General features: G+C 66.0%; 22 protein-coding genes. 16 read left to right on the top strand and 6 right to left on the bottom strand.

The genetic code is table 11. The features are described from left to right. The first annotated feature begins 748 nt into the window (after positions 1–748). The 5 genes from OG522_RS07070 to OG522_RS07050 are packed head-to-tail and all read left to right on the top strand — an operon-like array spanning position 749 to position 9,634. Positions 749–2,494: a type I restriction-modification system subunit M gene (locus OG522_RS07070; RefSeq protein ID WP_329462085.1), complete on the top strand. Its 1,746-nt coding sequence runs from the start codon at positions 749–751 to the stop codon at positions 2,492–2,494. Continuing rightward, positions 2,491–3,753, top strand: a complete 1,263-nt coding sequence (locus OG522_RS07065) for a restriction endonuclease subunit S (RefSeq protein ID WP_329462084.1) — start codon at positions 2,491–2,493, stop codon at positions 3,751–3,753. Before OG522_RS07070 ends, OG522_RS07065 begins: the two co-directional genes overlap by 4 nt. Next, positions 3,753–7,325: a type I restriction endonuclease subunit R gene (locus OG522_RS07060; protein WP_329462083.1), complete on the top strand. Its 3,573-nt coding sequence runs from the start codon at positions 3,753–3,755 to the stop codon at positions 7,323–7,325. Before OG522_RS07065 ends, OG522_RS07060 begins: the two co-directional genes overlap by 1 nt. 3 nt (positions 7,326–7,328) lie before the next feature. Beyond that, positions 7,329–8,609, top strand: a complete 1,281-nt coding sequence (locus OG522_RS07055; protein WP_329462082.1) for a CHAT domain-containing protein — start codon at positions 7,329–7,331, stop codon at positions 8,607–8,609. Beyond that, complete coding sequence (locus OG522_RS07050; protein ID WP_329462081.1) at positions 8,606–9,634, top strand: hypothetical protein; 1,029 nt, start codon at positions 8,606–8,608, stop codon at positions 9,632–9,634. Before OG522_RS07055 ends, OG522_RS07050 begins: the two co-directional genes overlap by 4 nt. 330 nt (positions 9,635–9,964) lie before the next feature. Here OG522_RS07050 and OG522_RS07045 read toward each other — a convergent pair whose 3' ends face one another. Beyond that, positions 9,965–10,120, bottom strand: coding sequence for a hypothetical protein (locus tag OG522_RS07045; protein WP_329462080.1), 156 nt, complete (start codon positions 10,118–10,120; stop codon positions 9,965–9,967). Between the two features lie 94 nt (positions 10,121–10,214). Continuing rightward, complete coding sequence (locus OG522_RS07040; protein ID WP_329462079.1) at positions 10,215–10,757, bottom strand: transposase; 543 nt, start codon at positions 10,755–10,757, stop codon at positions 10,215–10,217. Between the two features lie 482 nt (positions 10,758–11,239). Between OG522_RS07040 and haaT the strand changes: the two genes are divergently transcribed. From haaT to haaN, 4 genes are all read left to right on the top strand, one after another. Further along, positions 11,240–14,026: a cyclophane-containing RiPP biosynthesis TPR protein HaaT gene (haaT, locus tag OG522_RS07035; RefSeq protein ID WP_329462078.1), complete on the top strand. Its 2,787-nt coding sequence runs from the start codon at positions 11,240–11,242 to the stop codon at positions 14,024–14,026. 196 nt (positions 14,027–14,222) lie between these two features. Continuing rightward, positions 14,223–14,408 carry a HaaA family cyclophane-containing RiPP peptide gene (gene haaA / locus OG522_RS07030; protein WP_329462077.1) on the top strand — a complete coding sequence of 62 codons (186 nt, stop codon included), beginning with the start codon at positions 14,223–14,225 and terminating at the stop codon, positions 14,406–14,408. 14 nt (positions 14,409–14,422) lie between these two features. After that, complete coding sequence (locus OG522_RS07025) at positions 14,423–15,568, top strand: FxsB family cyclophane-forming radical SAM/SPASM peptide maturase (protein WP_329462076.1); 1,146 nt, start codon at positions 14,423–14,425, stop codon at positions 15,566–15,568. 87 nt (positions 15,569–15,655) lie between these two features. Further along, positions 15,656–16,129: a cyclophane-containing RiPP N-acetyltransferase HaaN gene (gene haaN, locus OG522_RS07020; RefSeq protein WP_329462075.1), complete on the top strand. Its 474-nt coding sequence runs from the start codon at positions 15,656–15,658 to the stop codon at positions 16,127–16,129. A gap of 364 nt (positions 16,130–16,493) precedes the next feature. Here haaN and OG522_RS07015 read toward each other — a convergent pair whose 3' ends face one another. Together OG522_RS07015 and OG522_RS07010 are read right to left on the bottom strand one after the other, a co-directional pair. Continuing rightward, positions 16,494–16,988 carry a hypothetical protein gene (locus tag OG522_RS07015; protein ID WP_329462074.1) on the bottom strand — a complete coding sequence of 165 codons (495 nt, stop codon included), beginning with the start codon at positions 16,986–16,988 and terminating at the stop codon, positions 16,494–16,496. Positions 16,989–17,091: 103 nt separating this feature from the next. Then, positions 17,092–18,327 carry a helix-turn-helix domain-containing protein gene (locus OG522_RS07010; RefSeq protein WP_329462073.1) on the bottom strand — a complete coding sequence of 412 codons (1,236 nt, stop codon included), beginning with the start codon at positions 18,325–18,327 and terminating at the stop codon, positions 17,092–17,094. A gap of 590 nt (positions 18,328–18,917) precedes the next feature. Here OG522_RS07010 and OG522_RS07005 point away from each other — a divergent pair. From OG522_RS07005 to OG522_RS06995, 3 genes are all read left to right on the top strand, one after another. After that, complete coding sequence (locus OG522_RS07005; RefSeq protein ID WP_329462072.1) at positions 18,918–19,586, top strand: ATP-binding protein; 669 nt, start codon at positions 18,918–18,920, stop codon at positions 19,584–19,586. Positions 19,587–20,130: 544 nt separating this feature from the next. After that, a complete protein-coding gene (locus OG522_RS07000; RefSeq protein WP_329462071.1) occupies positions 20,131–20,364 on the top strand; it encodes a hypothetical protein in 234 nt (77 codons plus the stop codon). Next, entirely contained in the window at positions 20,321–20,659 is a 339-nt protein-coding gene (locus OG522_RS06995; RefSeq protein WP_329462070.1) for a hypothetical protein, read from the top strand. Before OG522_RS07000 ends, OG522_RS06995 begins: the two co-directional genes overlap by 44 nt. A 121-nt stretch (positions 20,660–20,780) precedes the next feature. Here OG522_RS06995 and OG522_RS06990 read toward each other — a convergent pair whose 3' ends face one another. Beyond that, positions 20,781–21,509: a transposase family protein gene (locus OG522_RS06990; protein ID WP_329462069.1), complete on the bottom strand. Its 729-nt coding sequence runs from the start codon at positions 21,507–21,509 to the stop codon at positions 20,781–20,783. A 182-nt stretch (positions 21,510–21,691) separates the two neighbouring features. Then, entirely contained in the window at positions 21,692–22,024 is a 333-nt protein-coding gene (locus tag OG522_RS06985; protein WP_329462068.1) for a hypothetical protein, read from the bottom strand. A gap of 500 nt (positions 22,025–22,524) precedes the next feature. On the opposite strand from OG522_RS06985, the gene OG522_RS06980 reads away from it, so the two are divergent. From OG522_RS06980 to OG522_RS06965, 4 genes are all read left to right on the top strand, one after another. Next, on the top strand, positions 22,525–23,742 hold the full coding sequence (locus OG522_RS06980; protein ID WP_329462067.1) for an ISAs1 family transposase: 1,218 nt from the start codon (positions 22,525–22,527) through the stop codon (positions 23,740–23,742). 477 nt (positions 23,743–24,219) lie between these two features. Beyond that, positions 24,220–24,612, top strand: a complete 393-nt coding sequence (locus OG522_RS06975; protein WP_329462066.1) for a hypothetical protein — start codon at positions 24,220–24,222, stop codon at positions 24,610–24,612. Positions 24,613–24,866: 254 nt separating this feature from the next. Further along, positions 24,867–25,463 (top strand): hypothetical protein, encoded by a 597-nt coding sequence (locus OG522_RS06970; protein WP_329462065.1) that lies wholly within the window; start codon positions 24,867–24,869, stop codon positions 25,461–25,463. Between the two features lie 70 nt (positions 25,464–25,533). Next, positions 25,534–26,256 carry an SAF domain-containing protein gene (locus OG522_RS06965; RefSeq protein ID WP_329462064.1) on the top strand — a complete coding sequence of 241 codons (723 nt, stop codon included), beginning with the start codon at positions 25,534–25,536 and terminating at the stop codon, positions 26,254–26,256. Positions 26,257–26,274 lie beyond the last annotated feature (18 nt).

The following is a 26,274-nucleotide window of genomic DNA, read 5'->3' as shown; positions in this document are numbered from 1 at the left end:
GCTGCTGGAACCCAGGGCGTGACTCAGGGCAGCCGGGGGGCCTTCCGGACCTGTGTTTCGTACGTGGACAGGAGGATCCGCAGGAGTGCGGCCGCCGTCGCGGGCGTGAGAGCGGGAGGCTCGTGCGGGAGTACCGCTTCGAGGCGGCCTGTATGGTCCGTGGCTGGGCAGCGGAGCTGAGGCCGGTCCGATGTGGTGGAGGACGGACAGCCATCGGCGTGCTTCCCTGCAGCAGGCTGACGATCGCAGCAGCGGTCAGCAGGTTGTTCTTGCCGATTGGTCTGTCTCGGAGTGCAGGGGTGCGTCGGCTGGTCCACGGTGATCTCCAAGGGGCGTGCGCGGCTACCCTCTAAGGAGAATTTGGACCATGAAATGCGCCACGGGGTCGGCTGGCGGCCCGTCAGTGAATTTCGGCCATCGGCTTCCAGGGCTCGACAGTTGGAAGCCGACCCGGGTATAGCGGGTGACTTATCACCACGTCACTGATATGGCAAACATGCAGGTCAGATGGGTCCGGCTCTTCGGGGTCGGGTCCTTTGCGTTTTCCCGTGCTTGGATGGTGCTGGGATAGCTGACCCATCGTCACCTGTCGTCATCCCTGGTCATCCGTACCGTGCTGGGATTGGGCTGGGACGTGGATGTCCTACCGGTGCTGGGATCCACACCGGTGAGTGGCTGAACCGTGGGACGGTGGCTGCTGACTCTGGCAAAGTGATTGGCACTGCTAGACGATTCTCGTGAGGAACTTGTGAGCACGCTCGGTAGCTTCATCTGGTCCATCGCTGACCAGCTTCGGGGCCCATATCGCCCCAACCAGTACGGGACAGTGGTGCTCCCGTTCACGATCCTGCGGCGGCTCGACTGCATCCTTGAACCCGATCACGCGACGGTGCGAGAGCTAGCAGCGAAGTTCGAGAACCCGAACCGGCTCAAGGTCGAGGTCAAGAAGGCTACAGGACGGACCTTCTACAACACCTCCAACTACTCGTTCGCGAACCTGCTGGCCGACGCGGACGGGCTGGCGGACAACCTGGCCGACTACATCGACCGGTTCTCCGGCGACGTGGACGTGTTCGAGTACTTCGACTTCAAGAAGGAGATCTTGGCTCTGGAGAAGGCCGGGCTCCTACGCGAGATCGTTAAGTCCTTCGGCAAGGTCGACCTCCACCCTGATGTGGTGTCGAACTCCGACATGGGCGACGCCTTCGAATACATCATCCGCAAGTTCAACGAGGCAGCGAACGAGACGTCCGGCGACCACTACACGCCACGCGACGCGATCCGACTGCTGGTCGACTTGCTCTTCGCGGAGAAGGATGTCGACCTCACCGAAGGCGGCATCATCCGATCGCTGTACGACCCCACCGCCGGCACCGGCGGCATGCTCTCCCTGGCAGAGGAGCACCTGCTCGCAGGGAACCCCGACGCGAAGCTGGGCCTGTACGGCCAGGAGTACAACCCGCAGTCGTACGCCATCTGCAAGTCCGACCTGCTCGCCAAGGGCCACGACGCGACCAACATCGCCTTCGGCAACACGCTCACCGACGACGCCTTCAAGGGCCGCCAGTTCGACTACTGCATGTCCAATCCGCCCTACGGCGTGGACTGGAAGCAGTACGCCAAGGCGGTCAAGGAGGAGCGAGACTCCGCCGGCCCCTACGGCCGCTTCGCACCGGGCCTCCCCGCGACTTCCGACGGGCAGATGCTCTTCCTGCTTCACCTAGCCCACAAGATGCGCGCACCCGAGGACGGCGGCGGCCGCGTCGGCATCGTCATGAACGGCTCTCCGCTCTTCAACGGCGGAGCTGAATCCGGCCCTTCCAACATCCGCCGGTGGCTGCTGGAGAACGACCTGGTCGAGGCGATCGTGGCCCTGCCGACCAACATGTTCTTCAACACCGGCATTGCCACCTACATCTGGATTCTGGACAACACCAAGCACGCCGACCGCCAGGGCAAGGTGCAGCTGATCGACGGCACGTCGTTCTGGACCAAGATGCGCAAGAACCTCGGTGCCAAGGGACGCGAGATCAGCGACGCCGACCGCGCCGAGGTCCTGCGGCTGTACGACGACTTCGAGGACGCCGATCCCGAGCTCTCCAAGGTGCTGCGCAACGACGAGTTCGGCTACTGGACGGTCACCGTCGAGCGCCCCCTGCTGGACGAGGGCGGGAACCCTGTCGTCAACCGCAAGGGCGAACCGAAGCCCGATTCGAAGAAGCGCGACACGGAGAACGTGCCCTTCACCTACGGCGGCTCGACCGCCGGCGCGGCGGCGGAGCGCGAAGTCATCCAGGCGTACTTCGATGCGGAGGTGAAGCCGCACGTTCCCGACGCCTGGATCGACTGGGCCAAGACCAAGACGGGTTACGAGATCCCCTTCGCGCGGCACTTTTACAAGTATGTTCCGCCTCGTCCGCTCGCGGAGATCGACGCCGACCTGGAGAAGCAGGTTGCCAAGATCCTCGATCTGCTGCGGGAGGTTGAGGGATGACACAAGCCCAGTTTGATCTTGAGCAGGCATGGGCCGGCAACGTCCCATCCCACTGGCGCTGGAGTAGAAACAAAGAACTCCTGGCAGAGTCGCTGTCTGTCTCACCCGAAGGTACAGAGGAACTCCTCAGCGTGTCGCATCTGACCGGGATCACCCCGAGGTCAGAGAAGACCGTGACGATGACTGCAGCGGAGAGCCTCGATGGCTACCGCCTCGTGGAGGCGGGCGATCTCGTCATTAATACGATGTGGGCGTGGATGGGGGCGCTCGGCGTCTCGAAGCAGGCTGGCATCGTGAGCCCTGCGTACGGTGTGTACAGGCCGCGTCCGAACGCAGCCTTCTGTCCTGGGTTTTACGACTACCTCTACCGATCGACGCCGTACGTGATGGAGATGACTCGCCTCTCCCGCGGCATCTGGTCGTCGCGCCTTCGGATCTACCCTGACGTCTTCCTCAGCATGGCGATCCCAGTGCCGCCGCTGGAAGAACAGCGCGCCATCGCCGACTACCTCGACCGTGAAACGGCTCGCCTTGACACCCTCATCGAGGAACAGCAGCGTTTGATCGAGATGCTCCGTGAGCGTCGACAGGACCTTATCCGGGACGCGGTCCTCGGTGCGATCAATCCGTTCTCGCCCCCGCCGGATGTCGCTTTCACCGCCATCGGATATCACTTCTCGGTAACGCTGGGGAAGATGCTGGACGGAAGTAAAGAGACCCGCGCCGGGGATCTGATGCTCCCGTACATCAGGGCCGGGAACATCCAAGATTCCGGGCTGCGGCTTAGCGATGTCAAGAAAATGCCCTACTCAGTCACCGAGGCAGTAAGTCTCAACCTGCTCAAGGGCGACTTGCTCGTTGTCGAGGGCGGCGCAGTCGGGACGAATGTGGTTGTCGATCGCGACATGCCCGGATGGTCCTTCCAGAAGACCGTCAATCGACTCCGGCCGCTGAATAACTGGTCATCTTCCTGGCTGGGTTACGTGCTGCGGACCTATCGAGACGTGGGAGTGATCGACATCGTGTGCAACAAGTCGACCATTCCGCATCTAACGGCTGAAAAGTTGCGAGCGATGCGTATTCCCGTGGTGCAGCCTCAGGAGCAACGGCGCGTAGCCGCCATGCTGGACCAAGAGTCCACGAAGATCGACAGACTCATCGCCGAGTCAGATCGTTTCATTGAGCTCTCTAGAGAGCGACGGTCAGCGTTGATCACGGCGGCAGTGACGGGACAGATCGACGTACACGAGGTGGCGTGATGGCCGACCACAACGAGGCGATCTTCGAGAAGGAGATCTGCGAGTACCTCGAGACCCGCGGCTGGCTGTACTCGGTGAATGACCACGACGGAGGCGAGTACGACCGCGAGCGAGCGCTGTTCCCGGCGGATCTGTTCGCGTGGCTGGAAGCGACGCAGAAGACGGCGTACGAGAAGGCGCTGAAGGCGGCGGGGTCGCAGGCAAAGTTCCTTGACGTGCTGACCGCAGCGTTGGACAAGCCCCTGGAACATGGCGGCGGGACACTGAACATCCTGCGCAACGGGGTCCAGTACATCGGTGGCGGCAGGTTGAAGATGGCGCAGTTCCGCCCCGAAACCACTCTCAACGCGACCACCGTGTCGCATTACGAGGCGATGCGGGTGCGGGTGGTGCGGCAGGTGCATTTCTCGACTGCCGATCAGCGCACCATCGATCTGGTGTTCTTCGTCAACGGGCTCCCGGTGGCCACGGTGGAGCTGAAGACCGACTTTACCCAGTCGCTGGACGAGGCGATCAACCAGTACAAGCACGACCGCAACCCGCTGACGAACGGGCGCCTGGAGCCGCTGCTTTCGTTCGGTCACCGGGCGCTGGTGCACTTCGCGGTCTCCAACGGCCTAGCAGCCATGACCACGAAGCTGGAGGGGGACAAGACCCACTTCCTTCCGTTCAACATCGGCTTCGACAGTGGTGCCGGCAACCCGCCTGGCGCGGACGACGGGTCGGCGACGACGTACCTATGGGAACGAGTCTGGGAGAAGCACGCTTGGCTGAACGTCATCGGGCGGCTGATGATCGTGCAGATCAAGGAGGAGTGGGACGTCACCACCGGCACCTCAGTGCGACGTACGAGCATGCTCTTCCCGCGCTTCCACCAGTGGGAGGCTGTCACGAGCATCGTCGCCGCAGTGAAGGAGGAGGGTGTCGGGCACCGGTACTTGATCGAGCACTCGGCCGGGTCAGGAAAGACGAACACCATTGCCTGGACAGCTCACGGGCTGGCCCGACTGCATGATGCCGAAGACAAGAAGGTCTTCGACTCCGTCATCGTGGTTGTGGACCGAACCGTGCTCGATTCCCAGCTACAGGATGCGATCCGGCAGATCGACGGGAACAAGAAGATTGTCGCGACGATCAGCCCTGAGGACGTCCGCAAGGCCGGCGCGAAGTCGAAGTCGGGTCTGCTGGCACAGGCGTTGAAAAACGGCGAGCTCATCATCGCGGTGACGGTGCAGACTTTCCCGCATGCGCTGGAAGAGATCCGGACCGACGCCGGCCTGAAGGGCAAGCGATTCGCCGTGATCGCTGATGAGGCGCACTCGTCCCAGTCGGGGCAGATCTCCTCGAAGCTGAAGCAGGTACTGACGGCCGAGGAGCTCAAGGAGATCGAGGAGGGCGGCGAGGTCGATGTGGAGTCGGTGCTGGCCTCGGAGATGACCGAGCGTGCCGAGTCGGAGAACATCTCCTACTTCGCCTTCACCGCGACGCCGAAGAACAAGACCCTCGAACTGTTCGGCCGCAAAGGCCCCGACGGCAAGCCGCGCGAGTTCCACCTGTACTCGATGAAGCAGGCGATCGAGGAGGGCTACATCCTCGACGTCCTCAAGGGCTACCAGTCCTACGACACCGCGCTGCAGATCGCCGGCAAGGCCGAGGCCGGTGACGGAGGCGAGGTCGAGGAGGCCGCCGCCCGCAAGGGGCTGATGAGATGGGTTCAGCTTCACCCGACGAACGTCAGCCAGAAGGTGCAGATCGTCGTCGAGCACTTTCACGCCAACGTCGCCTACCTCCTCGAAGGCAAGGCGAAGGCCATGGTGGTGACCGACTCGCGCAAGTCCGCGGTGAAGTACAAGCTTGCGATAGATGCCTACATCGCCAAGCGCCGCGCTGAGGACGCCTCGTACAACTACCGCACCCTGGTCGCCTTTTCTGGCGGGGTGACGATGCCCGAGGATGAGACCTGGCACAGCGACTGGGGCCCGCAGCCATCGAAGGACGACGAGTTCACCGAGGCCAACATGAACCCCGGCGCCGGGGCTGATCTGGCGGCCGCGTTTAGGGGCGACACTTACAAGATCATGCTGGTCGCCAACAAGTTCCAAACCGGCTTCGACCAGCCCTTGCTCTCGGCGATGTACGTCGACAGGAAGCTGTCGGGGGTCACCGCGGTGCAGACGCTCTCGCGGCTCAACCGCACCCATCGCACCGCAGGCGGGGAGCAGAAGCGCAAGACGTTCGTCATCGACTTCGCCAACAAGCCCGAGGACATCAAGGCGGCCTTCGAGCCGTACTTCAAGAACGCGACTCTGGAGACCGAGACCGACCCGTACGTTGTCGTCCACCTGGCCAACAAGCTTGCCCAGGCCGGGATCTACACCGAGGACGACGTCCGCAAGGTCGCCGAACTGTGGGTGACACGGAAGGGCAACAACGCTCTCTCGGCAGCGATCAGCCCGGCACAGCACGACTTCCGGCGCCGCTACGCGCGGGCGATCGAGGAGGAAGACCAGGTAAAGCTCCAGGAGCTCGACCTGTTCCGCAAGGACGTCTCCACCTACGTACGGCTCTACGACTTCATGTCCCAGATCGTCGACTACGGCGACCCCTACATGGAGATGCTCTCGATCTTCCTGCGCCTGCTAGAGAAGGTGATCGCCGAGTCCGCTTGGGCAGCCGACGTGGACCTCTCCGATGTGGTGCTGGTCGGGGTCAAGCACACCAAGGCGAACCCGGTCGACATCTCGCTCGTGGGCGACGGGCAGCTGAAGGGCATCAGCGCCGCCGGTACCGGTGCGAAGAAGGATCCGAAGTACGTTGCGCTTCAGGTCGTCATAGACAAGATGAACGACCTCTTCGGCGCCGAAACGTTCGCTGCCTCCCAGGTCAGGGAGTTCGTGCATGGTCTCGTGCAGCGGCTGCTCGCCGACCCGAACCTGGTCCAGCAAACCAAGGTGAACTCTAAGAAGCAGTTCCTGGAGTCGCAGGACTTCCAAGCCGCCGTTACGGAGGCAGTCGCAGAAAACCAGGACGCTCACAACACGATGGCTAACTACTTCTTCACCGACGGGCCGGCGATCAACTCGATCATCGTTGCCCTCGCGGATGCCTTCTACGAAGCAGCGGTCGCCCCCTACGCAGTCGCCGGCAGCGTGGTTGATGTTGACGTGGTTCCTCCGGCGCTTTGGGCACCGCCACGCTGCCGAGCGCATCTGACGCTCTTGGACGACAACCCCAGTGTGGGGACTCCAGTACACGTGACACTGAAGCTGATCGCTGAGCCCCAGCATCCATGGGCGCGCCCGGGTGAGCGGCCCGCGCTGGACATCGTGGCCGTGCCCTTGAGTGGCGCGGAGGTTGCACCAGCCACGATGGCGTACCGCCCTGGAGACGCCGAATCCGAACAGTTCCGCTTCACGGCCCTGGAGCCCGGCACACACCGGATCCGGTTCACCCTGGTGCATCACGACACAGGCACCGTCTTGCAGCAGGTGGAGTCCGACCTGTCCATCACGGAGACGAAGCCCAGTGGGTCGGGGAATAGACAGCCGTGGCCACGCACGGGGAGGGCCTGACCGATGCCCCGTGAATTGACCACCCGCATTGTCCAGGACCCCAGCGACGGCTTCCGCTTCCTGCCGCACCTGACGACGGAGGCTCCCGACCTCCTCGTCAGCTTTGACGTCCTCGGCGGAGGCCGGATCCGGGCACGGATGTCAGGATCGGCCGTTCCGGCACTCCACGGCACCGAGCATAAGGTTGACCTGCATGCCCGGCCCGATGAGGTCCATGGGACGGCGGCCAGGCTTCGTGCCCGATGGAAATCGGAGTTCGTTGATTTCCAGCCGGTCGACGACCAGGGTCGGTTTCTACAGAGTCGACGGCGCCCGTACGCAACGTCCGCGGACCTCAGCACCGAACCTGAGGAGAAGCTGCGCTGGATAGTGGCCGATCTGGCACGAAGCGGGGAATCACTGCTGTTTGGCACTCTGCTGCGCGGTGACGACGAACCGACCAAGATATTCCGCAACTCCCTGCGTTCGGCCTTGTCCCAGGAGGGGCTGCGGGTACGGTTCGACTCTGATCTCCATCTACCCTGGCCATTGCTCTGTACAACCGATGATTCCACCGAGCCTGCAACCTTGGAGGTTCTCTTCACTCGCTTCCTCGGCCATCGGCATCAGATCGAGCACACCGGTGATGCATACGCGTGGATTGGTCCGCCCGGAGCAGCCCACGAGCGGCCCACGGTCAGCCTGAACCACGACGTCCGCGTGGGCAGCGCCACCCGTGCGGATGAAGTCACGAAGGCACTGACGACGGGCACGGAGTACACCGTACGAACGACCTATGAGGAACTCGTCCGCGATCTGGGGAAGCCCGAGCTGGACGAGCAGTTGATGTACTTCTGGTGCCACGGAGAGTTCGTCGGCAACGTTCCCGAACCCCCGACCCTGGTCATCAAGCTCACCGACGGCAGGCCCTTCGACGGCCACACCATACGCGAGCTAAGGGCAAACTATCGGCACGGTTGTTTCCGACCGTTTGTGCTACTCAACGCCTGCCACACTGGAGTCTCCGCGGCGAGCGCGGACCGAGCGTTCCTTGGGAGCATGCTCATCGAGCACGGCGCGCAAGGCGTGCTCGGGCCGCAGATCGCGATGCCGCAGGCGTTTGCCGCCGAGTACGCGCTCGAGTTCGTCACCCGCTACCTGCGCGGGGCGGCGAGCGCTGGCCAGATCACTCATGAGTTGGCCCGGGAGTTCGCCGCCCGATACCGAAATCCCCTGGGGTTCGCCTATGGTCTGCACTGCGGCATGGATGCTCGCCTGGATCGGACAAGTGGAGGCGAGGCGTGAGCCGTGTCGGCACGGTGGAGGTCGTTGACCTGGACGCGACGGGCTGGCTGCTCGACGCTGACACGGGTGAGCCTGTGCCTGAGGCCTGGCTGCGCCATTACTTCGCGGAGCGCCTCGCCCCGCCTGTCTGGGCGACGGACATACTCGTCTATGTCCATGGTTGGCAGACCTCGCCCGACTCCGCCTACCACACCGCTGAGCGGCTGTTGTCTCTGATGCAAGACGTCTTTGTGACAGCCCCGGCCCGGTATCCGACCCTAGCGGCCCAGGGCTTCAGCCCATGGTGTGTCGTCGTGCGCTGGCCATCATCCAGCCTGGTCACCCCCACCGGCTACCGCAGGATCCGGGACCGGGCGCACGCTATGGGCGCACGCGAAGGAGGAGGCCACGCCGCCCACATCCTGGGCCGACTCCTCGGCTATCTGGACGCCGAGCGCGCCGACCCTGAAGCAGCGCCCGTGCTCGCCAACCGAGACGGGCAGTACCTCCACCTCGTCGGGCACTCCTTCGGCTGCCGCTTCCTGTGCGAGGCGGTCCAATGGTCGGCAGACGCCCGCCTCGATGACACACTCGGCTGGAGCGTGACAGACCACTCGCCATCCCGCCCGTTCACCGCCGACAGCATGCTGCTATTCCAGATGGCCGCACGCCGGGACGCGTTCCTCTCGCTCTTTCCGAACATCCTGCCGAGCGAGGCGCATGATGGCGCTCCGCTGAGGGGGCCTGTCGTCGCCACTTACTCCCGTCACGACCGGGCGACAGGGTTCTGGCACCTGCGGGCCGAGCAGCAACCCGGCATCGGGCACTCCGGAATTGGTCCGGCCCCCGCGCCCATGTTCACCACAACCCTGTTGCCACTCGACGAGCGGTATCCGCACTCCGCGCTCGACCACCGTTTCGTCAACGTCGACGCCTCCGACGTGTATGTTCGCGGGCGCCACCTCAATCCGGCAGGTGCCCATTCCGATCACGTGCGCGATGAGTCGGCACACCTGCTACTCACCCTCGCGGACTACTCGCGCTGAGGAGACGGTCCAAGGTCCCCAACGCCAGAGGACTGCACCCTCGCGCAACTCGTGTACGCCGCCACCGCTCATCCGCTATTTCTCGAGCAGCCGACCGTGGCACCGCTCACTCAACCTTGACCCTCCCGGGCCCTTCAAAATGACCCCACGGGGTTCGTTGGGCCCAGCCGCGGGGTCGGCGAGACAGCGCTCGTAGGCCCTAGTGCGCGATCGCGAACCTGAAGCGCGTGCGGTCCTTGCTCACTCGGCGCTCCACTCAAGCGGAGACGGCCGAGTAACACTGCGCCGACCGGCTCGGGGAGGCGTGCGCACACCTCCCCGAACCGGTTCTCAGCGTTCTACGCGTGCGACCTTCCGGCCGACCTTCAGGTACAACTCCGCGCCCTCGCCGACGTCGGCCTTTGCCACCACGGTGGTCAGGGTCTCTTGCACCGAAGGCTGGGTGAGCATCGTGGTCTGCTGCTCACCGTCGGCCTCGGCGATCAACCGAAGGCCGTTCTGCTGGGCGACCCGACGAAGTGCGGAGACACTGGGCGTGAACTCCAGGGTTTGACTTATTGAGCCGAAACTGTCTGGTTGCCTATTCGAGGGTGTATCGGACGTGGTGGGCGTGGAAGTAGCCGCGGACGTGGTGGGGTTGGTGCTGGCGTCGGTGGAGGAAGCGGCGGGTCTCGTGGGCGAGATTGTCGGCGGAGGCGGCGCGTGCGGCGTGGACGTTCCGCTTGATGTCCGCGTTGAGGAGCCCGTCGGGGTTGAGTTCGGGGCTGTATCCGGGCATCGGGTGCAGCTCGACGCAGTCCGTGTTGTCGGCGAGCCAGGCGGTCACGGCCTTGGCGCCGTGGACGGGGTGCCGGTCGGCGATGACGTGGACCTTCCGTCCGGCCTGGCGGGCGAGCCGGTCGAGGAAGGTGATGAAGACCTTCGCGGTGAACTTCCCGGTGAACACGGTGAACCAGAGCGAGCCGCGGGAGGCGATCGCGGACATGATGTTCACGCGGAACCGGCGGGCGCTGACCTTCACGGTCGGGGTCTGCCCGGCTGGCGCCCAGGACCGGCCGGGCGGGGTGGTGTCCGAGCGCGAACCGCTCACCTCCACGGCGCCCACCCCCGCCGTCGAACGCAAAGTTCTGACCGCCTTCGCCGCGGCGGCGGCCAAGCGTCATGGTTGCGCAAGTCCTGCCGGGATCGATCACCGATGACCGTCGAACCTTGCAGAGGATGATTTGTGACCTGGGAGGTGCTGCTGGCTGCTTGCTTCTGGCATGGAAGCTACTGCGGATGTTGGCCTGTGGAGCCCTTGACCCACTGCTGGGGGACCTGATGCGCTGTGACGATTGGGCAGTCGATCTCGGGGGCTTTCTAGGTGTCCAAACCAGGTGGGTGCGCACCGTTCCGGTCCGACGACCGGGAAGGGAGGGCGGTGGACCGCCCTACCTGTCTGGCGGTCGACACGAAGGGCAAAACTCCGACGGGACCATCGGGGTTCAGCGTACGGGGAGGGCATCCAGAACGCCTGGCAAAGCCGCGCACTGCGACTTGTGGCTATCTGGGCACTGATCCGGGAGCGGTCGCGGAGCGGCTTACACGCCTTGGGGCGGTGGGCTCATGAGGCCACGACGGACAGTCCTGGTCATCGCCCTCGCCGGCGGTGGGGCTCTGATGACGATGTTGGTCGGGCTGGTCACGAACGCGGTGTCGGCGCAGGCGCATTGGCCTGGTGCGCTCGGTGTGGTGCAGCAGCATGGATGGCTGTCATTGGGAGTGCTGGGGGCGGTACTGATTGGACTGACGGCACTGCTCGCGGTCCTTTCGGACAGCGGCGCCCCTGACGGTGCGCCGAACCCCCTCGTCCGCCCGGACGACGGGGTGGAGCCGCCGGGGGCCGCTTTGGTGCTGCGGGCTCTGCCGAGAGACACGGCCGCGTTCACCGACCGGTCTGCGGAGCTTGAGCGGTTGACCGACCTGGTGGAGATTTCTCAGGACAGCGGGGAGCCGCTGCCGGTTCACGTGATCGACGGCATGCCGGGCGTTGGGAAGACCGCTTTCGTTGTGCATGCCGGGCATGCGTTGGCGGAGCGATTTCCGGACGGCCAGCTCTTCGTGAACCTGAACGGGCACACCCCGGGCCGAACTCCGGTCCAGGCCACCGAGGCGCTGGCGTCCCTGCTGACGGCTACCGGGGTGCCCACACAGCGCATCCCCGTCGGCGACGACGTGGGCGCGGTCAGCGAGGCCCGTGCCGCCATGTGGCGCAGTCGCCTTGCCGGCAAGAAGGCCTTGCTCATCCTCGACAACGCGGCCAGTTATGGGCAGTTGGAACCGCTCCTCCCCGCCGGTGGTGGCTGCCTCGTACTCGTGACCAGTCGCAAGCGGCTGGCTGTGCACGAGGAGGTGGTGTTGGCGGTCGAGGCTCTGCCGTCTGACCACGCCATGGCCCTGTTCACGCAGCTCAGTGGACGGCCTCCGGAGAGTCTTGACCGGGCTGTGCTGGAGGACCTGGTCCGGTTGTGCGGCTCGTTGCCGCTGGGCGTTTCTCTCCTGGCGGCCCGACTGCGGCACCACCCGGCTTGGAGTGCCGAGGACCTGCGTGACCGGTTGTCGGCCGCACAGGGGCGACTGGGTGAGATGCGTGCCGGTGAGCGTGCGGTGGCGGCGGCGTTCGATCTCTCCTACGCGGATCTTCCGGCGGAGCGACAGCGGTTCTTCCGTCGGCTGGGCTTCTATCCGGGCGCGGATATCGACGCCTACGTCGGCGCTGCGCTTGACTCGGTATCGGTGGCGGAGGCGCGCCGGCACTTCGACGCGCTCTACGAGGACCATCTGATCGACGAGAACCCGGTGAGCCGGTACCGCCTCCATGACCTGCTCCGTGACTATGCCCGAAGCCTCGCTGACGAGGGGGACAGTATGGACCGAGTTCAGGCAGTTCAGCGGGTGTGCACGTATTACCTGGCCACTCTGGCCAGCGTGAACCGGCATCTCGTTCGGGCCGGAGCCGTTTCCCGGTCTGGGCCTGACCCTGAGGTGCCACCGAGTGTGCAGATTCCCGACCTGGGAACGCGGGAGGCTGCTCTGGGCTGGTTGGAGAACGAGCGCCCGAATGTATTGGCCTGTATCGAGCAGGCGAGCAACCTCGCCCTGCACTCCACGGTCATCCGACTGGCCGGGGCCATGGCTCCCTTCCTGCGGCAGGCGGGACCGTGGGATCAAGCCGTCAGCCTCCACCGCACTGCTGCCGACGCGGCCCAACGCACAGGAGACGAGCAGGCCTTGGCTGATGCGTTGGCCGAACTCGGTGTCATCCGCCGGTTCACGGCGGACTACGCCAAGGCGGCTGAGGCGCTGAACGAGGCGGTGTCGCACTACAACACAGTCGGTGATCTACGAGGGAAGGCCAACGCGCTCAACCAGGTGGGTATCGTCTGGTACCTGACGGCAGACAACGAGGCATCCGCCCAAGCGCAGACAGAAGCCCTGACGATCTACCGAGACCTGGGAGACCGACTTGGGCAGGCCAACGCTCTCGCGGATCTCGGCATGGTGCGCCGCCAGACCAGCAAGTTCGACGAGGCCGTCGTGACGCAGTCCGAGGCGCTGTCCATCTACCGAGAGCTGACTGATCGGTATGGGGAGGCGAACTCGCTGCGTGACCTTGGTGTTGTCCACTGCTTGATGGGTGAGTACGACCTGGCTGCTCAGCGGCATGGCGAGGCGTACGACATCTATAGGGAGCTCAACGACCGGGTCCACCAGGGCTATGCACTGAACGAGCTCGGTGTGGTGCATCGGCTGACTGGCGATCTGGCCGGTTCGCGGGAAGCGCACACGCATGCACTCGAGAACTTCACGGACCTCGGTGACCAGTTCGGCCGGGCAAACAGCATCCGGTACCTGGGAGTCCTGGAGCGACTTGCCGAGCGGCCGACGGACGCGATGCGCGCGCAGGAAGAAGCGCTTGGCCTCTATCGCGACCTGGGAAGCCGGGGCGGCGAGGCCGCCGCTTTGAGCGAACTGGGCGCGGCGCGAGGAGTCGCAGGAGACAGGGCGGGCGCTGCGGACGCGTTCGGACAGAGCCTGGCGATTCTGCGTGAATTGGGTGATCGGTGCGGCGAAGCAGAGGTGCTGAACCACCAGGCACTGTTGCTGTGTACCTCCGGCGAAGCGGCTGAAGCCCGAGAGCGCTCTAGCCGTGCGCTGAGCCTCGCTCGGGACATCAAGTGCCCGCTTGAGGAAGCTCGGGCGTTGGAGGGAATCGGCCGCTGCGGGCTGGCGACGGGCGCAGCCGACCTCGCAGGGGAATCGCTACGCGAAGCACTGGCCATATACGGACGCTTGGGCTCAACCCGGGCAGTTGATGAGGTCGAGCGTCTGCTGGCCACACAGGCGCGGTAGACAGCCCCTCTCGTGCGTGCTCGGTTTGGCCTTGGTCGCGGCCATGCCAACAGCAAGGTCATGTGGCTGAATTTTGTATGCCAGTGCGCCCCGCCCGCTGCTACGTTGCCAGCTGATCAGTCAGCCCCAACTGCCTTTGTACCGCGCTGCTTTATGATCCTTCCCGATCGCTGGCGCACACCACGAGGAGCGTTGCATGCCGTCACCTACGACTGTTCCCGGGCTGTCCCCCGCCGAGGCCATGGAAGTGCCGCTCGGCAACGTGGTCCTGGACCGGGTCGCTGCCCGAGTCCACCAGCGCCTGGCAGCGGAACAGGCCGCCTCGAACAAGGTCGGTGAAGGCGCACACATGGCCTCGATCATCTGGCCCTTTCCTGTCTGACTGTTCTCGCTAAAATGACGCCGCCTCATACGCCCTTCCGGTCATTCATCCTCAAGGTCGCGAATCGCTGCAACATCGACTGCGACTACTGCTACGTCTTCAACTCGCAAGATCAGGCGTGGCGGACCCTCCCAGCGCGTATGAGCGTGGACGTGGCCCGTGCGGCGGCCCGCAGAATCGCCGAGCACACAACGAAGTACGGCCTGCGGACCGTGCATGTTGTGCTCCACGGCGGCGAGCCGCTGCTCGCCGGCCCTCGGCACCTGGAGGACCTCCTCCGTGCGCTCCGGGAGGGAATCCCACCGGACACCGAGGTTCGCTTCGAGCTTCAGACCAACGGCACGCTCCTCTCGGCGGCCTGGCTCGATCTCTTTGAGCAGTACGAAGTCTCCGTCGGTGTCAGCCTCGATGGACCGCCCGCCGCGAATGACCGGCACCGCCTGACGCATGCCTCCCGCTCCAGCGCGGCTTCGGCGGTTCGAGGTATCGAGCTGCTGCGCAGCCGGCCGCATCTGTTCGCCGGGTTGCTCGCCGTCGTGGACCTGGCCAACGACCCGGTAGAGGTCCACGACTACCTGGCATCCTTTGAGCCTCCGACGATCGACTTCGGCCTGCCGCACGGGACACACGACGAACCACCACATCGGAACGATCCCGCGCTCCCCGAATACGGACTCTGGATGAGCCGCGTCTATGACGCCTGGCTCGCTCGCCCCCAGTGCCGGCACAGCGTCCGGATGCTGGAGGACATCGTGGCCCTCAGCTCCGGCGTGCACAGTGCGGTGGAATCCCTCGGGCTGGCACCGCCGACCAGCATCGTGATCGAGTCCGACGGCTCGATCGAGGGCGTGGACACTCTGCGCTCCGTTGAGGAAGGCGCCTCCTGGCTCGGGCTCGATGTCTACAACGAGTCCCTTGACGAAGCCATTCACCACCCCAAACTCCTGCACCGGCAGCACGGCAAGAGCGCACTGGCCGAGCAGTGCCAGAGCTGTCCGCTGGTGGAAGTATGCGGAGGCGGCTACCTCCCGCACCGCTTCAGCGCGGCCCGCGGATACCGCAACCCTTCCGTCTACTGCGCAGACCTGGAGTACCTCATACGGCACATTCAGGACTCGCTCCGGCGGCACGACTGGAAGCTGGGCGCACCAGCCTCCTGATTCCCTTGGCCGACCGCGAGTCCCTCTGCGCTGCGAGGATGGGAGACCCCACTGGTGCGTGCGAACGACGAACAATAGGAGACGCCGATGAGCGTGACGATCCGACCTGCCGAGAAAAGCGATGTCCGGGCCGTGGCCCAACTGATCGAAGAGATCGAGCGATTCTACGGTTCGACAGAGATCCAGCCCTTCGACGAGCGACAGGCGCAGGTGGAGGAGGCCCTGTTCGGGGCTCCGCCGCTGGCCTCCGCACTACTGGTAGAGGACGAGGCGGGCGACATCGTCGGCCTTGCCGCCTATTCCTACCTCTGGCCCTCGGCAGGGTCGACCCACTCGCTCTACCTAAAAGAGCTCTACGTCCGCGACACCCTCCGCCGGCAGGGTATCGGCGCCCGCCTCATGAACGAGCTCCGCGCCATCGCGGACGGCCGCCCGGGATGCAGCCGGGTCGAGTGGACCACGGACCGCGACAACCCCGCCGCTCGCTCCTTCTACCAAGACCTTGGGTTCGCAGAGTTCGACGGCAAGATCGTCTACCGAGTCAACAGCAGTACCGCCTGAGGTCGTGCGCCCCACCGGAAGGTTCTCCGGGCTGCATGTCGTTCGTGCCGGTGGGCGAGCCGTACGAACCCGCCCGCCGGCGGAGCGGACTGAACTGCTGTCGCTCTACATCGAATTGAAGCCAGGGATCAAGTGCTGGTCGGCTGTGCCATCTCGAAGGTCGCCCAGACCGACTTGGTCGGTGCGACTTCGGGCTTCTTCTGGTGGCAGAGGCATGCGCACTTGAGTAGTTCGAGGGCCACAGTGCCCGACGGCTGCCGTACTTCGAGTGGCCCAGGGCAGTGAAGGTGTCCCGCCTCCCAGCGGAGTTTTCGAGCCTCTCGGCACTCGGGGGTCACGTAGGTGCTCGGGCTCTGTGTCGGTGTCACGTCTCGCCTTGACTGGCCAGCTCGGCCGAGCCGACCGTGAGCATGCCATCCAGCCGGATCGGGTCACACAGGTCGTTGGGCCGGATCATGGGTACGGCCCAGTAGCTTGCGAGGGACTCGTGAGGCCCGGTGCGTTCGACCCTGGGGACGCCTACGTAGTGACCGAGGCCGAGGTACGTCGCGTACCGGCCTAGGCTCCCGTTGGATGGTGAAGGGGGCACAAGTGCGTAGAACCGTTGCCCCCGCGGGTCGTGGATGACGGGTCCGTGCAGGATGTCGCGCAGGAGGTGGGCCAGCGTGGCGTGGTTCGTGTCGGCGGTGACGGCGTACACCAGCTCTTCCGCGATGCGGACAGCCGAGAAGCGGCGCCCCAGCGCGAGGACAGCGATGCCAACGTCAGTCCACTCCTGACCGGCGTTACTGGGCCTTTTGAGGCTGCTGGCGAGCCATGCGGCGACGGCTGCTCTCTGTCCGTCGATCGTGGTATCCACGAGAACCCCTCGGTCGGTGGTTGTTCTTCCACCGACCGTAGGAGGGTGTGACTCAGTTCATGGGTACGCGCGATGCCCCCTCAATTATGGGTACGGCCTGTACCTACGCGGCCTGTACGTCCCACTCCCGAGCCAGTGCACGCGCACCAGGGCGGATCGAGGCCGCACCCGACTCCATCAGGTCCGCCACCGAGCTTCGAGCGAAGAGGTTGAACCGTGCCGTCTCCGGACTGAGCCGGTTCGCCGCTTCTAGGAAGTGCACGGTCGCGATGTCCTCCCCGGCCAGCGAGTAAGCGCGCGCCTGCTCGATCGAGTGGAACCCCCGCCGGGTCGCTGACGGCATTGCCTCCAAGCTCAGGCCGGCAGCCGCATCCACCGCGGGCCCGCGCCGAGGAAGGTCGATGTTCATGGTCAACCGGTAGGCATCGACCATGCCCCGCCCGAAGATCAGCCAAGGATGGGAGTACGGGGCTCCGAGGGCCTTGGCCGCGTCATCGGCCTTGTCCCAGTGGTAGTCCGCGCTCCCCGCCTGGCCGATCTTCGCGTACGAGAGGGCGGCTGCGAGGTGCAGCAGTCCCCAGCAGGCCAGGTCCTCGTCGCTACGGTCCCTCTGGAGCAACTCCGATGCCTGCATGGCCAGTTCCACACGCGCTTCATGTGCCTCTCCGGCGTCCCGATACACGTGGTTCATGTACCAAGCGGCGGCGGCGATGGCGTGCGGGCTGTCCGCGTCTTGCGCGGCCGCCATGGCCCGGTCCCCGGTCAGCATCACCAGCTCGGGAGCAGGCTGGAACGACAGGTAGAGCTGCGCGAGGTGATAGACCTGGGCCAGGTCGACGAGGGCATGCCGCCGCTGCACCCCGTCCCAGGCCCGGGCGGAGTGCTGAAGGTCTGCAAGCAGGCCGGGCAGCACGTCAGCGACATGCGTGCGGTGGTCGCCGATGCCATGCCAGAGCTGCCACGCCTGCCGGACGCGGGCCGCCAGCGCTTTGGGGCTCTGCGGCTCCTCGTTGCTGGTGCCGAGCGTGTACGAGGTGAGGGAGTCCTTTACTCGCTGCAGCGAGGGATGGGCGAGATTGCTGTACGTGGACGCGGTGACACGGTCATCGCCTGTTAGAGCAGCGAGTGAAGCAGCGTCGAGGACATCGGCCATCCTCAGGAGCATGGGCAGCCGAGGCATACGCAGGCGGCCTGTCTCGATGGCTTTCCACCATTCGTAGGAGCGGCCCACTCGTGCAGCTGCCGCAACGCGCGTCATACCCTTGTGCTCCCGTGCGCGGCGTACGCGCTGGGCGAAGGTCGACGTTGTCTCGGGCTCGGTGTCGTTCGGATTGGGCATACTGAACTCCGTTCTGACCTAGACACTCAGAACGCTACTCCCCTTCGAGGAAGGGGAGATGACGAAAGAGTGCGCCCTTACGCCTATGGCGTGAGGGCGCACTTTGGGCAGCGTCTGAGGTTTGCGCCGGGGGTCCCGGGGCCCGGGCGCCTGGCTATGGAGCCCGGCTGAGCTACAGATTCGAAGCCGTAGTCGCCGACGGCCATTCCCTGGTTCAAGCACAACGGATAGCGAGCCCGCCCATGCCGCTGGGCGGTAGCGGCCAGCAGGGCCATGGATCGGGCCATCCATGCAGAATCCATGGATCGGTGGCCCCTCCGCGCCGATGAGACCTAGATCCCCGGCGCGGCGGTGGCCAGGGCGAGCGGGACCATAGAGTGTCTGGAACACTGCACGTGCTCGAAGCGGTCGTAGGCCCGAGGTCGACCAGGCCGCTCCTCATATCCGAACGGGCACTGGGAGCTTGTCGACGTTGTGTGGTCCAGCCGCCGGCCCACACGTCGAGATGTCCGCCGTTGAAAGTACTTCGTCGAGAGCGGTTCCGCTCTTCAGCCACTCCACGGTGTTGTGGTCGCGTCCTAGCGTGATCAATGCCGTGGAGGTCCTGTGATGGCTCCGTTCCTGTTCACTGCCCTACTGCTGGCACCTTTCGCGGTGTCGACCGGCCCGCTCATGCTCACCGAGGCACAGGCGTGTGCCCGCCGAGGGACCGGGCGCCACCGCCGCGTTCGCCGTGGCCGACACGCAGCCCGTACGCAGGGGGGAAGCCGATGAGCCCCGCCCGTCCGCCTCGGGACACCATCCACGTCGTGTGGCGCTGGACCAACTGCACCCCCAGCCCGACAACTCGGGCACGCGCGGCTCTGCGGTGCGCACTGGATCAACTCGGCTATGAAGGCGAAGTGATCAGCGATGCCGTGCTGGCTGTTTCGGAGCTCGTCGCAAATGCCACCGAGCACGCAGTGGGTCCGTACGAGATGCGTCTTCGGAGCACGGCGGCAGAGGTCATCTGTGAGATCTGGGACTGCGACCCCCGCGTTCCCGAGCTCCCGGCCTTTCCGGCTGCCGCTCCGTTCGCCCCGGTGGAGGAGGGCCGTGGGGGCGGGCTCGATGCACTATGTGCACTGCTGTCCGAGCGAGGACGCGGCTTGCTCATCGTCAATGAACTCACCAAAGGCGCATGGGGGTTCCGCCGAGAGGCGAGGTCGAAGGCGGCGTGGTTGGCCATTCCTCTGACGCCCGGCGGTCACGTCCGATAGCCATTCGACGGCCGGATGGCAGTGGTTGCGACCAAGCGCGGTGACTGAGCCTTCGCCATCTTCGAACGTGCTGGTCGGAGGGTTTGGCGTGGCGGTTGACTGGCGTCCTCGTGCTGGTCGTGGGCGGTAGTCTGCGGTCTTGATCGTTTGACGGGGTGGGGCGGTTTCGCCCGTTCCTCCGCGTCTCGGGCTCAAGGCCGCCTACGGCGGCTTCGCTGCCATCGGGGCGCTGCTGCTCCTCGCTGGCGCGGTGGCGCGCACTGCAGGCCGAGACGGCATCCCGATGTTTTCGCCGTCTGCGGCGCCCTGTGCGCCGCAGCGGGGATCGTCGGCGACCGACTTCACCGCAGAGTTCACGCGCGCCTGGGACCGCCGCTGGGACCAGACCGGCGAATCGTGGGCCGTCGTCCAAGCCGAGAAGGTTCTCGAAGCAACAGGTGGCAGCGGTGAGCGGGCGGTTCCTCGGCGACCTTGTTGGACGGTATCCTCTCGCGGCGACGAGGATCGACGCCGCCGACCGTTGGAACACCTGAACGGGATCTACATGGCCACAGCTCGCTTCGAGTACCTCTGCCGTCCCTTCGCCCAGGGACTGCTCGACAAGGCTCGCGCACTGATCGAGCTCGACCTCAACCAGCACCAGCGGGCCCGGCTTCGCGAGTCCGTCTCCGTCGACGTGCGCAAGCTCTGCGACATCCCCGATGCCCCGATGCCCCGATGCCCGGATACCCGAGGTGAGCACCGCCGCAGCCGAGTTGGCCGCGGGGCTCGGAGTTGACCTGCGCCGCGAAACGTGGCATTCCCAGCCGAAGTTCGACCCCGGGCGCGCGGTGTTCCACTACGAGCACATGAACCCGGTCGGGGAGATCGTGTCCCGCCTGGGTGCAGCGGAGTGCGCGGGTGATGTCGTAGTCCTGATCTCTGAGAGCCTGCGACTGGCGTGGATTACCAAGGAAGAAGACTGCCGTCTGACGGCGCTCGGATTCCGTCAGCGGCGGCCTGATCCGCAGGGTGCCTACGCCCAGGCCGGAATCGTGTTGCTGCCGACCATGCCGGATCCTGGCTCGATCTGACGAGGCCCCGGCGATGTCCGTCAGCGGCTGACCTCGAGGTTGGTCAGGACGAGCAGGGCGCGCAGGAGGGCTGTGGCGCGGCCGGGGTCGGTGCGGAGCTTGGTGAGGATCCGCCAGTTCTTCAGGTGGGCGAAGCCGTGTTCGACGGGGCGCGTCCGGCGGCCAGCACACGGTTCGCTTCCTTCTGCCCAGCGGTTAGCTTGCGGTAGCGGGTGGCCTTGAAGCCGGTGACGATGACCAGGTCGTCGGGCTTGTCCACGCCGAGGAAGCTCAGGTCGGGGAGCGCGCCGAGGCCGGCCGCTTTCAGGTGTTCGACGAGGTGGTCGTGGCGGGCGGCGGTGGCGTCGTGGGTGCGGCCGGGCCGGGCGGCGGAGATCCAGAGTAGCCGTCCCTTCTCGTCGGTCAGGGCGAGGAAGTGCAGGCCGTGGCGGTGATGTTTGCCGGAGAAGTTCTTCCGATCGTCGCGTCCGGTGCGGCGTTGGGTGGGGATGAGGGTGCCGTTGATCAGGACGACTTCCCCGCCCCGTTTCGCGATCTTCTTCAGGGCCCGGCCCAGACGCGGGGCCTTCGCGGCGAGCAGGTGGATCATTTCGTCGCGCCAGCGGCGGACGGTGGATTCGGCGACGTTGTTGCCACCGGCCATGTCGGCCAGGCGCTGGTCGTGGCGGAGCACGGCCAGGACGATCACTGCGATCTTCCCCGGTGGCAGGGACCGCCAGCGGGAACCTATCGATTTCAGGTGACGGCGCAGCAGGTCGGCGAGGTGGTTGACGGTGCTCGTGGACAGCGGCAGACGGCACTGGTAGACAAGGGACACGGTGTCCCCGGCGTGCTCTTCGGTTTTGCTCACACATTCCCAACGAGCTCCGGGGGCACCGCAGTTACGTCCGCCACCATCGGCTCGCATTTCACGGGCGGGCGGTGAACCGTCCGTCGGGACGCTTTTGCAGCCAACCCCGATCGGCCAGCTTGGTCAGTTTCCCGCGCAGCGGCTCCAGCTTGCCCCGCACCCCGGTATCCAGCCCGAGCGCTTCAGCGATTGTGACGGACTGTGACGGGCCCGCCCGCGTCACGCACTGCGGCGAGAATGCGCTGGTACTCCGGCGGAAGCGCGGTCTCGGTGACCTCCGGCGCGCGGTGCGGGATCAGCAGCACCGCTTTCCCGCCCACCTGCGCGGCAGCGGGCGCCGTTGCGGCCCGCTCGGCGGCGATCTGCTCGCCCATTCGGGCCAGGACCCGCTCGGCCGCGGCGAGTTCATCGCGCTCGCCTCGCACCTCCGTCAGCTGTTTGGCCAGCTGTTCTTCCAGATCGTCCAATTCCGCGCGGCGTACCGCGATCCGCTCGGTCACCTTGGGATCCACCATGCGGCGGATCGTAGTGAAGGGAACGAGACAGCGGGCCGGAACACAGGAACCGCCGTGCCCGACGATCTACACGCTGGACACTGCCTCACCACCACCCCGAGCAGCCCCGCACGCCTTCACGCCAGCGGCCGTGACCAGCCGAAATCAAGATGGCGGAGGTTCACTGAGTGAGCGTCCCTGCCATGTGGGGTGCTGGCGTTGGGCGCCAGGGGTTTATGAACGCTGACCCGTACGCGGTGCGCCCGTACGTCGGGCAGCCGCTTGCCTGGCCGGCGTTGGATGAGTGCCTGCTCTACACCTGTCAGGGGACCAACGAGCTGGTTGGAAGGAGGGGGGATCGCCTGGGGATGGCCCGCAGGTCCCCACCGCGGCCAGGGCTTGCGCAAGTTCCCGGGATCGCCCAACTGGCCTGGGGATGGCGCGGGTTGGGGTGGATGACAGAACGGACACGGGATCCGTGATCATTCAGGTGTCTACGCCGAGTGATCAAGAAGGTTCCCGTGTCCGCTGTCTCATCTTCCCCGATCCCTGCCGTGTTGGCCAAGCTGGGTCCCGTCAACCCGGACGATGTGGCTGACCTGCGCGTCTTCCTGGAAGCGGTTCCCGATCCGCGCTCTCGGCGGGGGCGCTGGTACTCGCTGGCCTCGATCCTGCTGGTCTGCGCGGCTGCCGCGGTCTCGGGCGCGAGGACCATCGACGAGCTCGCCGAGTGGGGCGCCCGCGCAGACGCCGGGCTCCTCGCCGTCCTTGGAGTGCGCCGTCACCTTCTGCGATGGCGGCACGCGCCGTCCCGCTCGGCGATCGGGCGGGTCCTGGAGCGTCTCGATGCCGACGCGCTCGACGCGGCTGTGGGCGCCTGGCTCGCCCAGCGCCATACCGCCGCGACCGCGCCTGGCGAGGGCGGGCGGCGGGTGATCGCCGTGGACGGCAAGGCACTGCGCGGCTCCGCCCGCCTGGACCGGCCCCGCCGGCACCTGCTGTCCGCCGTCACCCACGGCCTCGCGGTCACCCTGGCCCAGGCCGAGGTCGGGTCCAAGACGAACGAGACCCGGCACTTCCAGTCCTTGCTCTCACCCCTCGATCTGGAAGGCGGCGTGGTCACCTTCGACGCGCTGCACTCGGTGAAGGCCAACGTCACCTGGCTGGTGGAGACGAAGAAGGCGCACTACGTCGCCGTGGTCAAGCCCAACCAGCCCACAGCATGGGCCCAGTTGGACGCACTGGACTGGAACGCCGTGAAGGTCCAGCACACCGCCTCGAACAAGGGACACGGCCGCCGCGAGTCCCGCTCGATCAAGACCCTGGCCATCGCCGACAACCTCGGCGGCATCGCCTTCCCCTACGCGAAACTCGCCATCCGCGTCCACCGCCGCCGCAAGACGGCCGGCGCGAAGGAGACCCGCGAGAGCGTCTACGCCGTCACCAGCCTCGACGCCCACCAGACGAAATCCGCCGAGCTCTCCTCCCACCTGCGCGGACACTGGACCGTGGAGGCGCAGCACCACATCCGGGACCGTGTCTTCGCCGAGGACGCCTCCACCGTCCACACCGGCAACGCACTCCGCGTCATGGCCGCCTTCCGCAACCTTGCGATCGGCGCCCTGAAAACCCGAGGAGCCACCAACATCGCCAAGACCACCCGCGCCATCCGCGACAAACCAGAACGAACACTCCCCATCCTGGGCATCACACCCAAGCCCGACGCACAGGGAACTTGATCAAACCCTGCACCGCGGCCCGGCTGGCTGCCTCCGGACTATGAGGCGCGTTGCGCTGCAGGCGGGGGACGTCCGCTGCGCTGGAGATGAGCCCCTATTCCCGACGGGGGGCCTCTGACACCGAGAACTCTGCACTCATTCAGGTGAGTTGAAGTGACGCTGCCTGGTGCGGGCTTGACGATATTCGCACCGTAAGGGTGAAAGGGAGGCAAGCCCTCCGCATGGGGTTTATCTCGCCAGAACCCTGGGGCATCAGCGATGCACTAGTGACGGTTCGAGCACGCTGCGTGATGGGTGGCTGATGAGAGTGGGAGAGTCGTGAGAGTGAATGGAGTGCGAGGGGCTGCGGCTCTTACTACGGTTGTTGTGCTGGGGCTCGGGTTAGGTGCCTGCACGCAGAATGCCTCCCGCGCAGAGGGTGCGAAGGCTTTGCCGACTTCGAACGCGTCAGCTTCGCTGTCTGCTTCGCCTACTGGCGTGGACGGCGAGGCGATTGCGGTGTACCGGGCGATGTGGAAGGACGCAGCAGAAGCTTCCCTCACGTCAGATCCGAAGTCTCCCAGACTGGCGGACCATGCGGAGGGCGGTGCGCTGGGGCTGCTCCAGTACATGATGGAGCAGATCCGTGACAAGGGGGCTACGAGCAGGGGCGAGGCGAGTGTCGCGCCGACCGTTGTGAAGTCGACCAAGAACAAGGTCGAACTGCGGGACTGTGTCGACGGATCCAAGTGGGTGCAGGTCAAGCCGGACCACCCCTCTGACGGCACCCCAGGCGGGCACTACCGCACGGAGGCATCCGTAGTCCTCTCCTCCGGCAAGTGGAAGGTTTCCGAGCTCTCTTGGGGGGAGGCCGGTTCATGCATGAACTGATGCCACGCCATTCCACCAGGTGTGGTGTTGTCGTCCTCTCTGCTGCCCTGTCAGTGCTCGGGCCTCTGGCTGGTCCGAGCCAGGCGGATGATGGAGGCTCGGCCATGGGCGTCGTCGCCGGAGTGAAGTGCAGCCAGCCCGGGCGGTGCGATGTCGGTGCGCGCAGTGAAGCGAGACCGTCGGGCGGTGGGCGGCCGGGAGTTACGACCTCACGAGAGATCTCTACGGGCAGGGGTTCAGGTTCCGGGAGCGTCATGGACTGGGACCGTCAGCCAGGTCAGATGTACGGCCCTCGTGGTGTTCCGCTACCGATGCAGGATTTTCCCGAACCTGCGGGTGAGGTACCGGGGAAGGGCGGTGACGCTGGTCCGGCGCCGGCGGTGGTGGCGCAGCAGGCGGTGCAGGAGTTGGTGCTGCCGGATCCGGTGATTCGGATGAATCCGGATCAGGGGCATGCGCAGTTGGTGCGGGTGCCGACGTGGATGTGGCTTGACCGGGGGATGTGGCAGCCGGTGTCGAAGACCGTGTCGGTGCCGGGGGTGTCGGTGACGGCCACGGCGATACCGCGGACGGCGGCGTGGGTCATGGGTGACGGTGCGACGGTGGTGTGTGCGGGTGCCGGGACACCGTATGTGGCTACCTACGCGGCGGATTCGGCTTCCCCGGACTGCGGGCACACGTATCTGCGTTCGTCGGCGGGGCTGCCGGGTGAGGCGTACACCGTCTCGGTGAGTGTTACGTGGGATGTGGAGTGGCATGGCGGTGGCCGGCGGGGTGTTGTCCCGGGGCTGGTGACGCGGGCGCAGGTGCCGCTGCGGGTGGCGGAGGCGCAGGCGCTGGTCGTGTCCTGACCCGCTGCGCGGGCGGGCTGTCGGGTGCCGGGCATGGCACCGGCTTCTTCTTGATCGAGTGAGGTGGAGTGTGGGTATCCCCATGTCTTCTTCGAAGACGACGGGTGTGAACGGTGGGCGGCTGCGACCGCCGCGGCAGTCGGCTGAGGATCCGCTGGTGGGTGGCGGGCCGGTGGGAGCGCGGCGGCGGTGGCGTCCGGGGCTGGTCGCGCTCGGTGTGGCCGGGGCGATTGCGTGCGCGGGCGGGGTGGCGTGGACGGTGGGCAGCGCTGGGAAGCGTGAGCCGGTGTTGTCGGTGGTGCGGCCGGTCGCTGCCGGTGAGGTGATCGAGGCGCGGGATGTAGGTGTGGTGCGGCTGGGCGTTGATGACGCGACGCAGATCGTCCCGGCTCGGGAGCGGGCCGCGGTGGTGGGGCGGCGGGCCGTAGTGCCGTTGCTGGCCGGGCAGTTGCTGGCACCTGGGCAGGTGGGGGATGCGGCGGAGTTTCCTCCTCAGGGGCGGGCGCTGGTCGTGGTCGGTGTGGAGGCGGGGATGTTGCCTGTGGGGCTGGCGGCCGGGCAGCGCATCGCGGTGGTGCCGGGTATCGCGCCGGGCGGGCGTGCGGGGAGTGAGACGGAGTCGAAGACGCCGGATCCGGTGCTGGGTGTGGTGAGCGCGGTGAACGGTCCGGAGTCGGCGTCCGGCAAGGGAGCGGTGACCGTGCTGGTGGATGCGGCGGCGGTCCGCCGGGCGGCGCAGATGAGTGATCCGCGGATCGCGGTCTTGGGAGCGTCGGTGAAGGAGGTGTCGTGATGCGGCAGGTCGTGGCTT

It is taken from the genome of Streptomyces sp. NBC_01431 (genome assembly GCF_036231355.1).
Lineage (GTDB): Bacteria > Actinomycetota > Actinomycetes > Streptomycetales > Streptomycetaceae > Streptomyces.
Note: the sequence above shows the minus strand (reverse complement) of the source record. Positions and strands in the feature narration are given on the sequence as shown.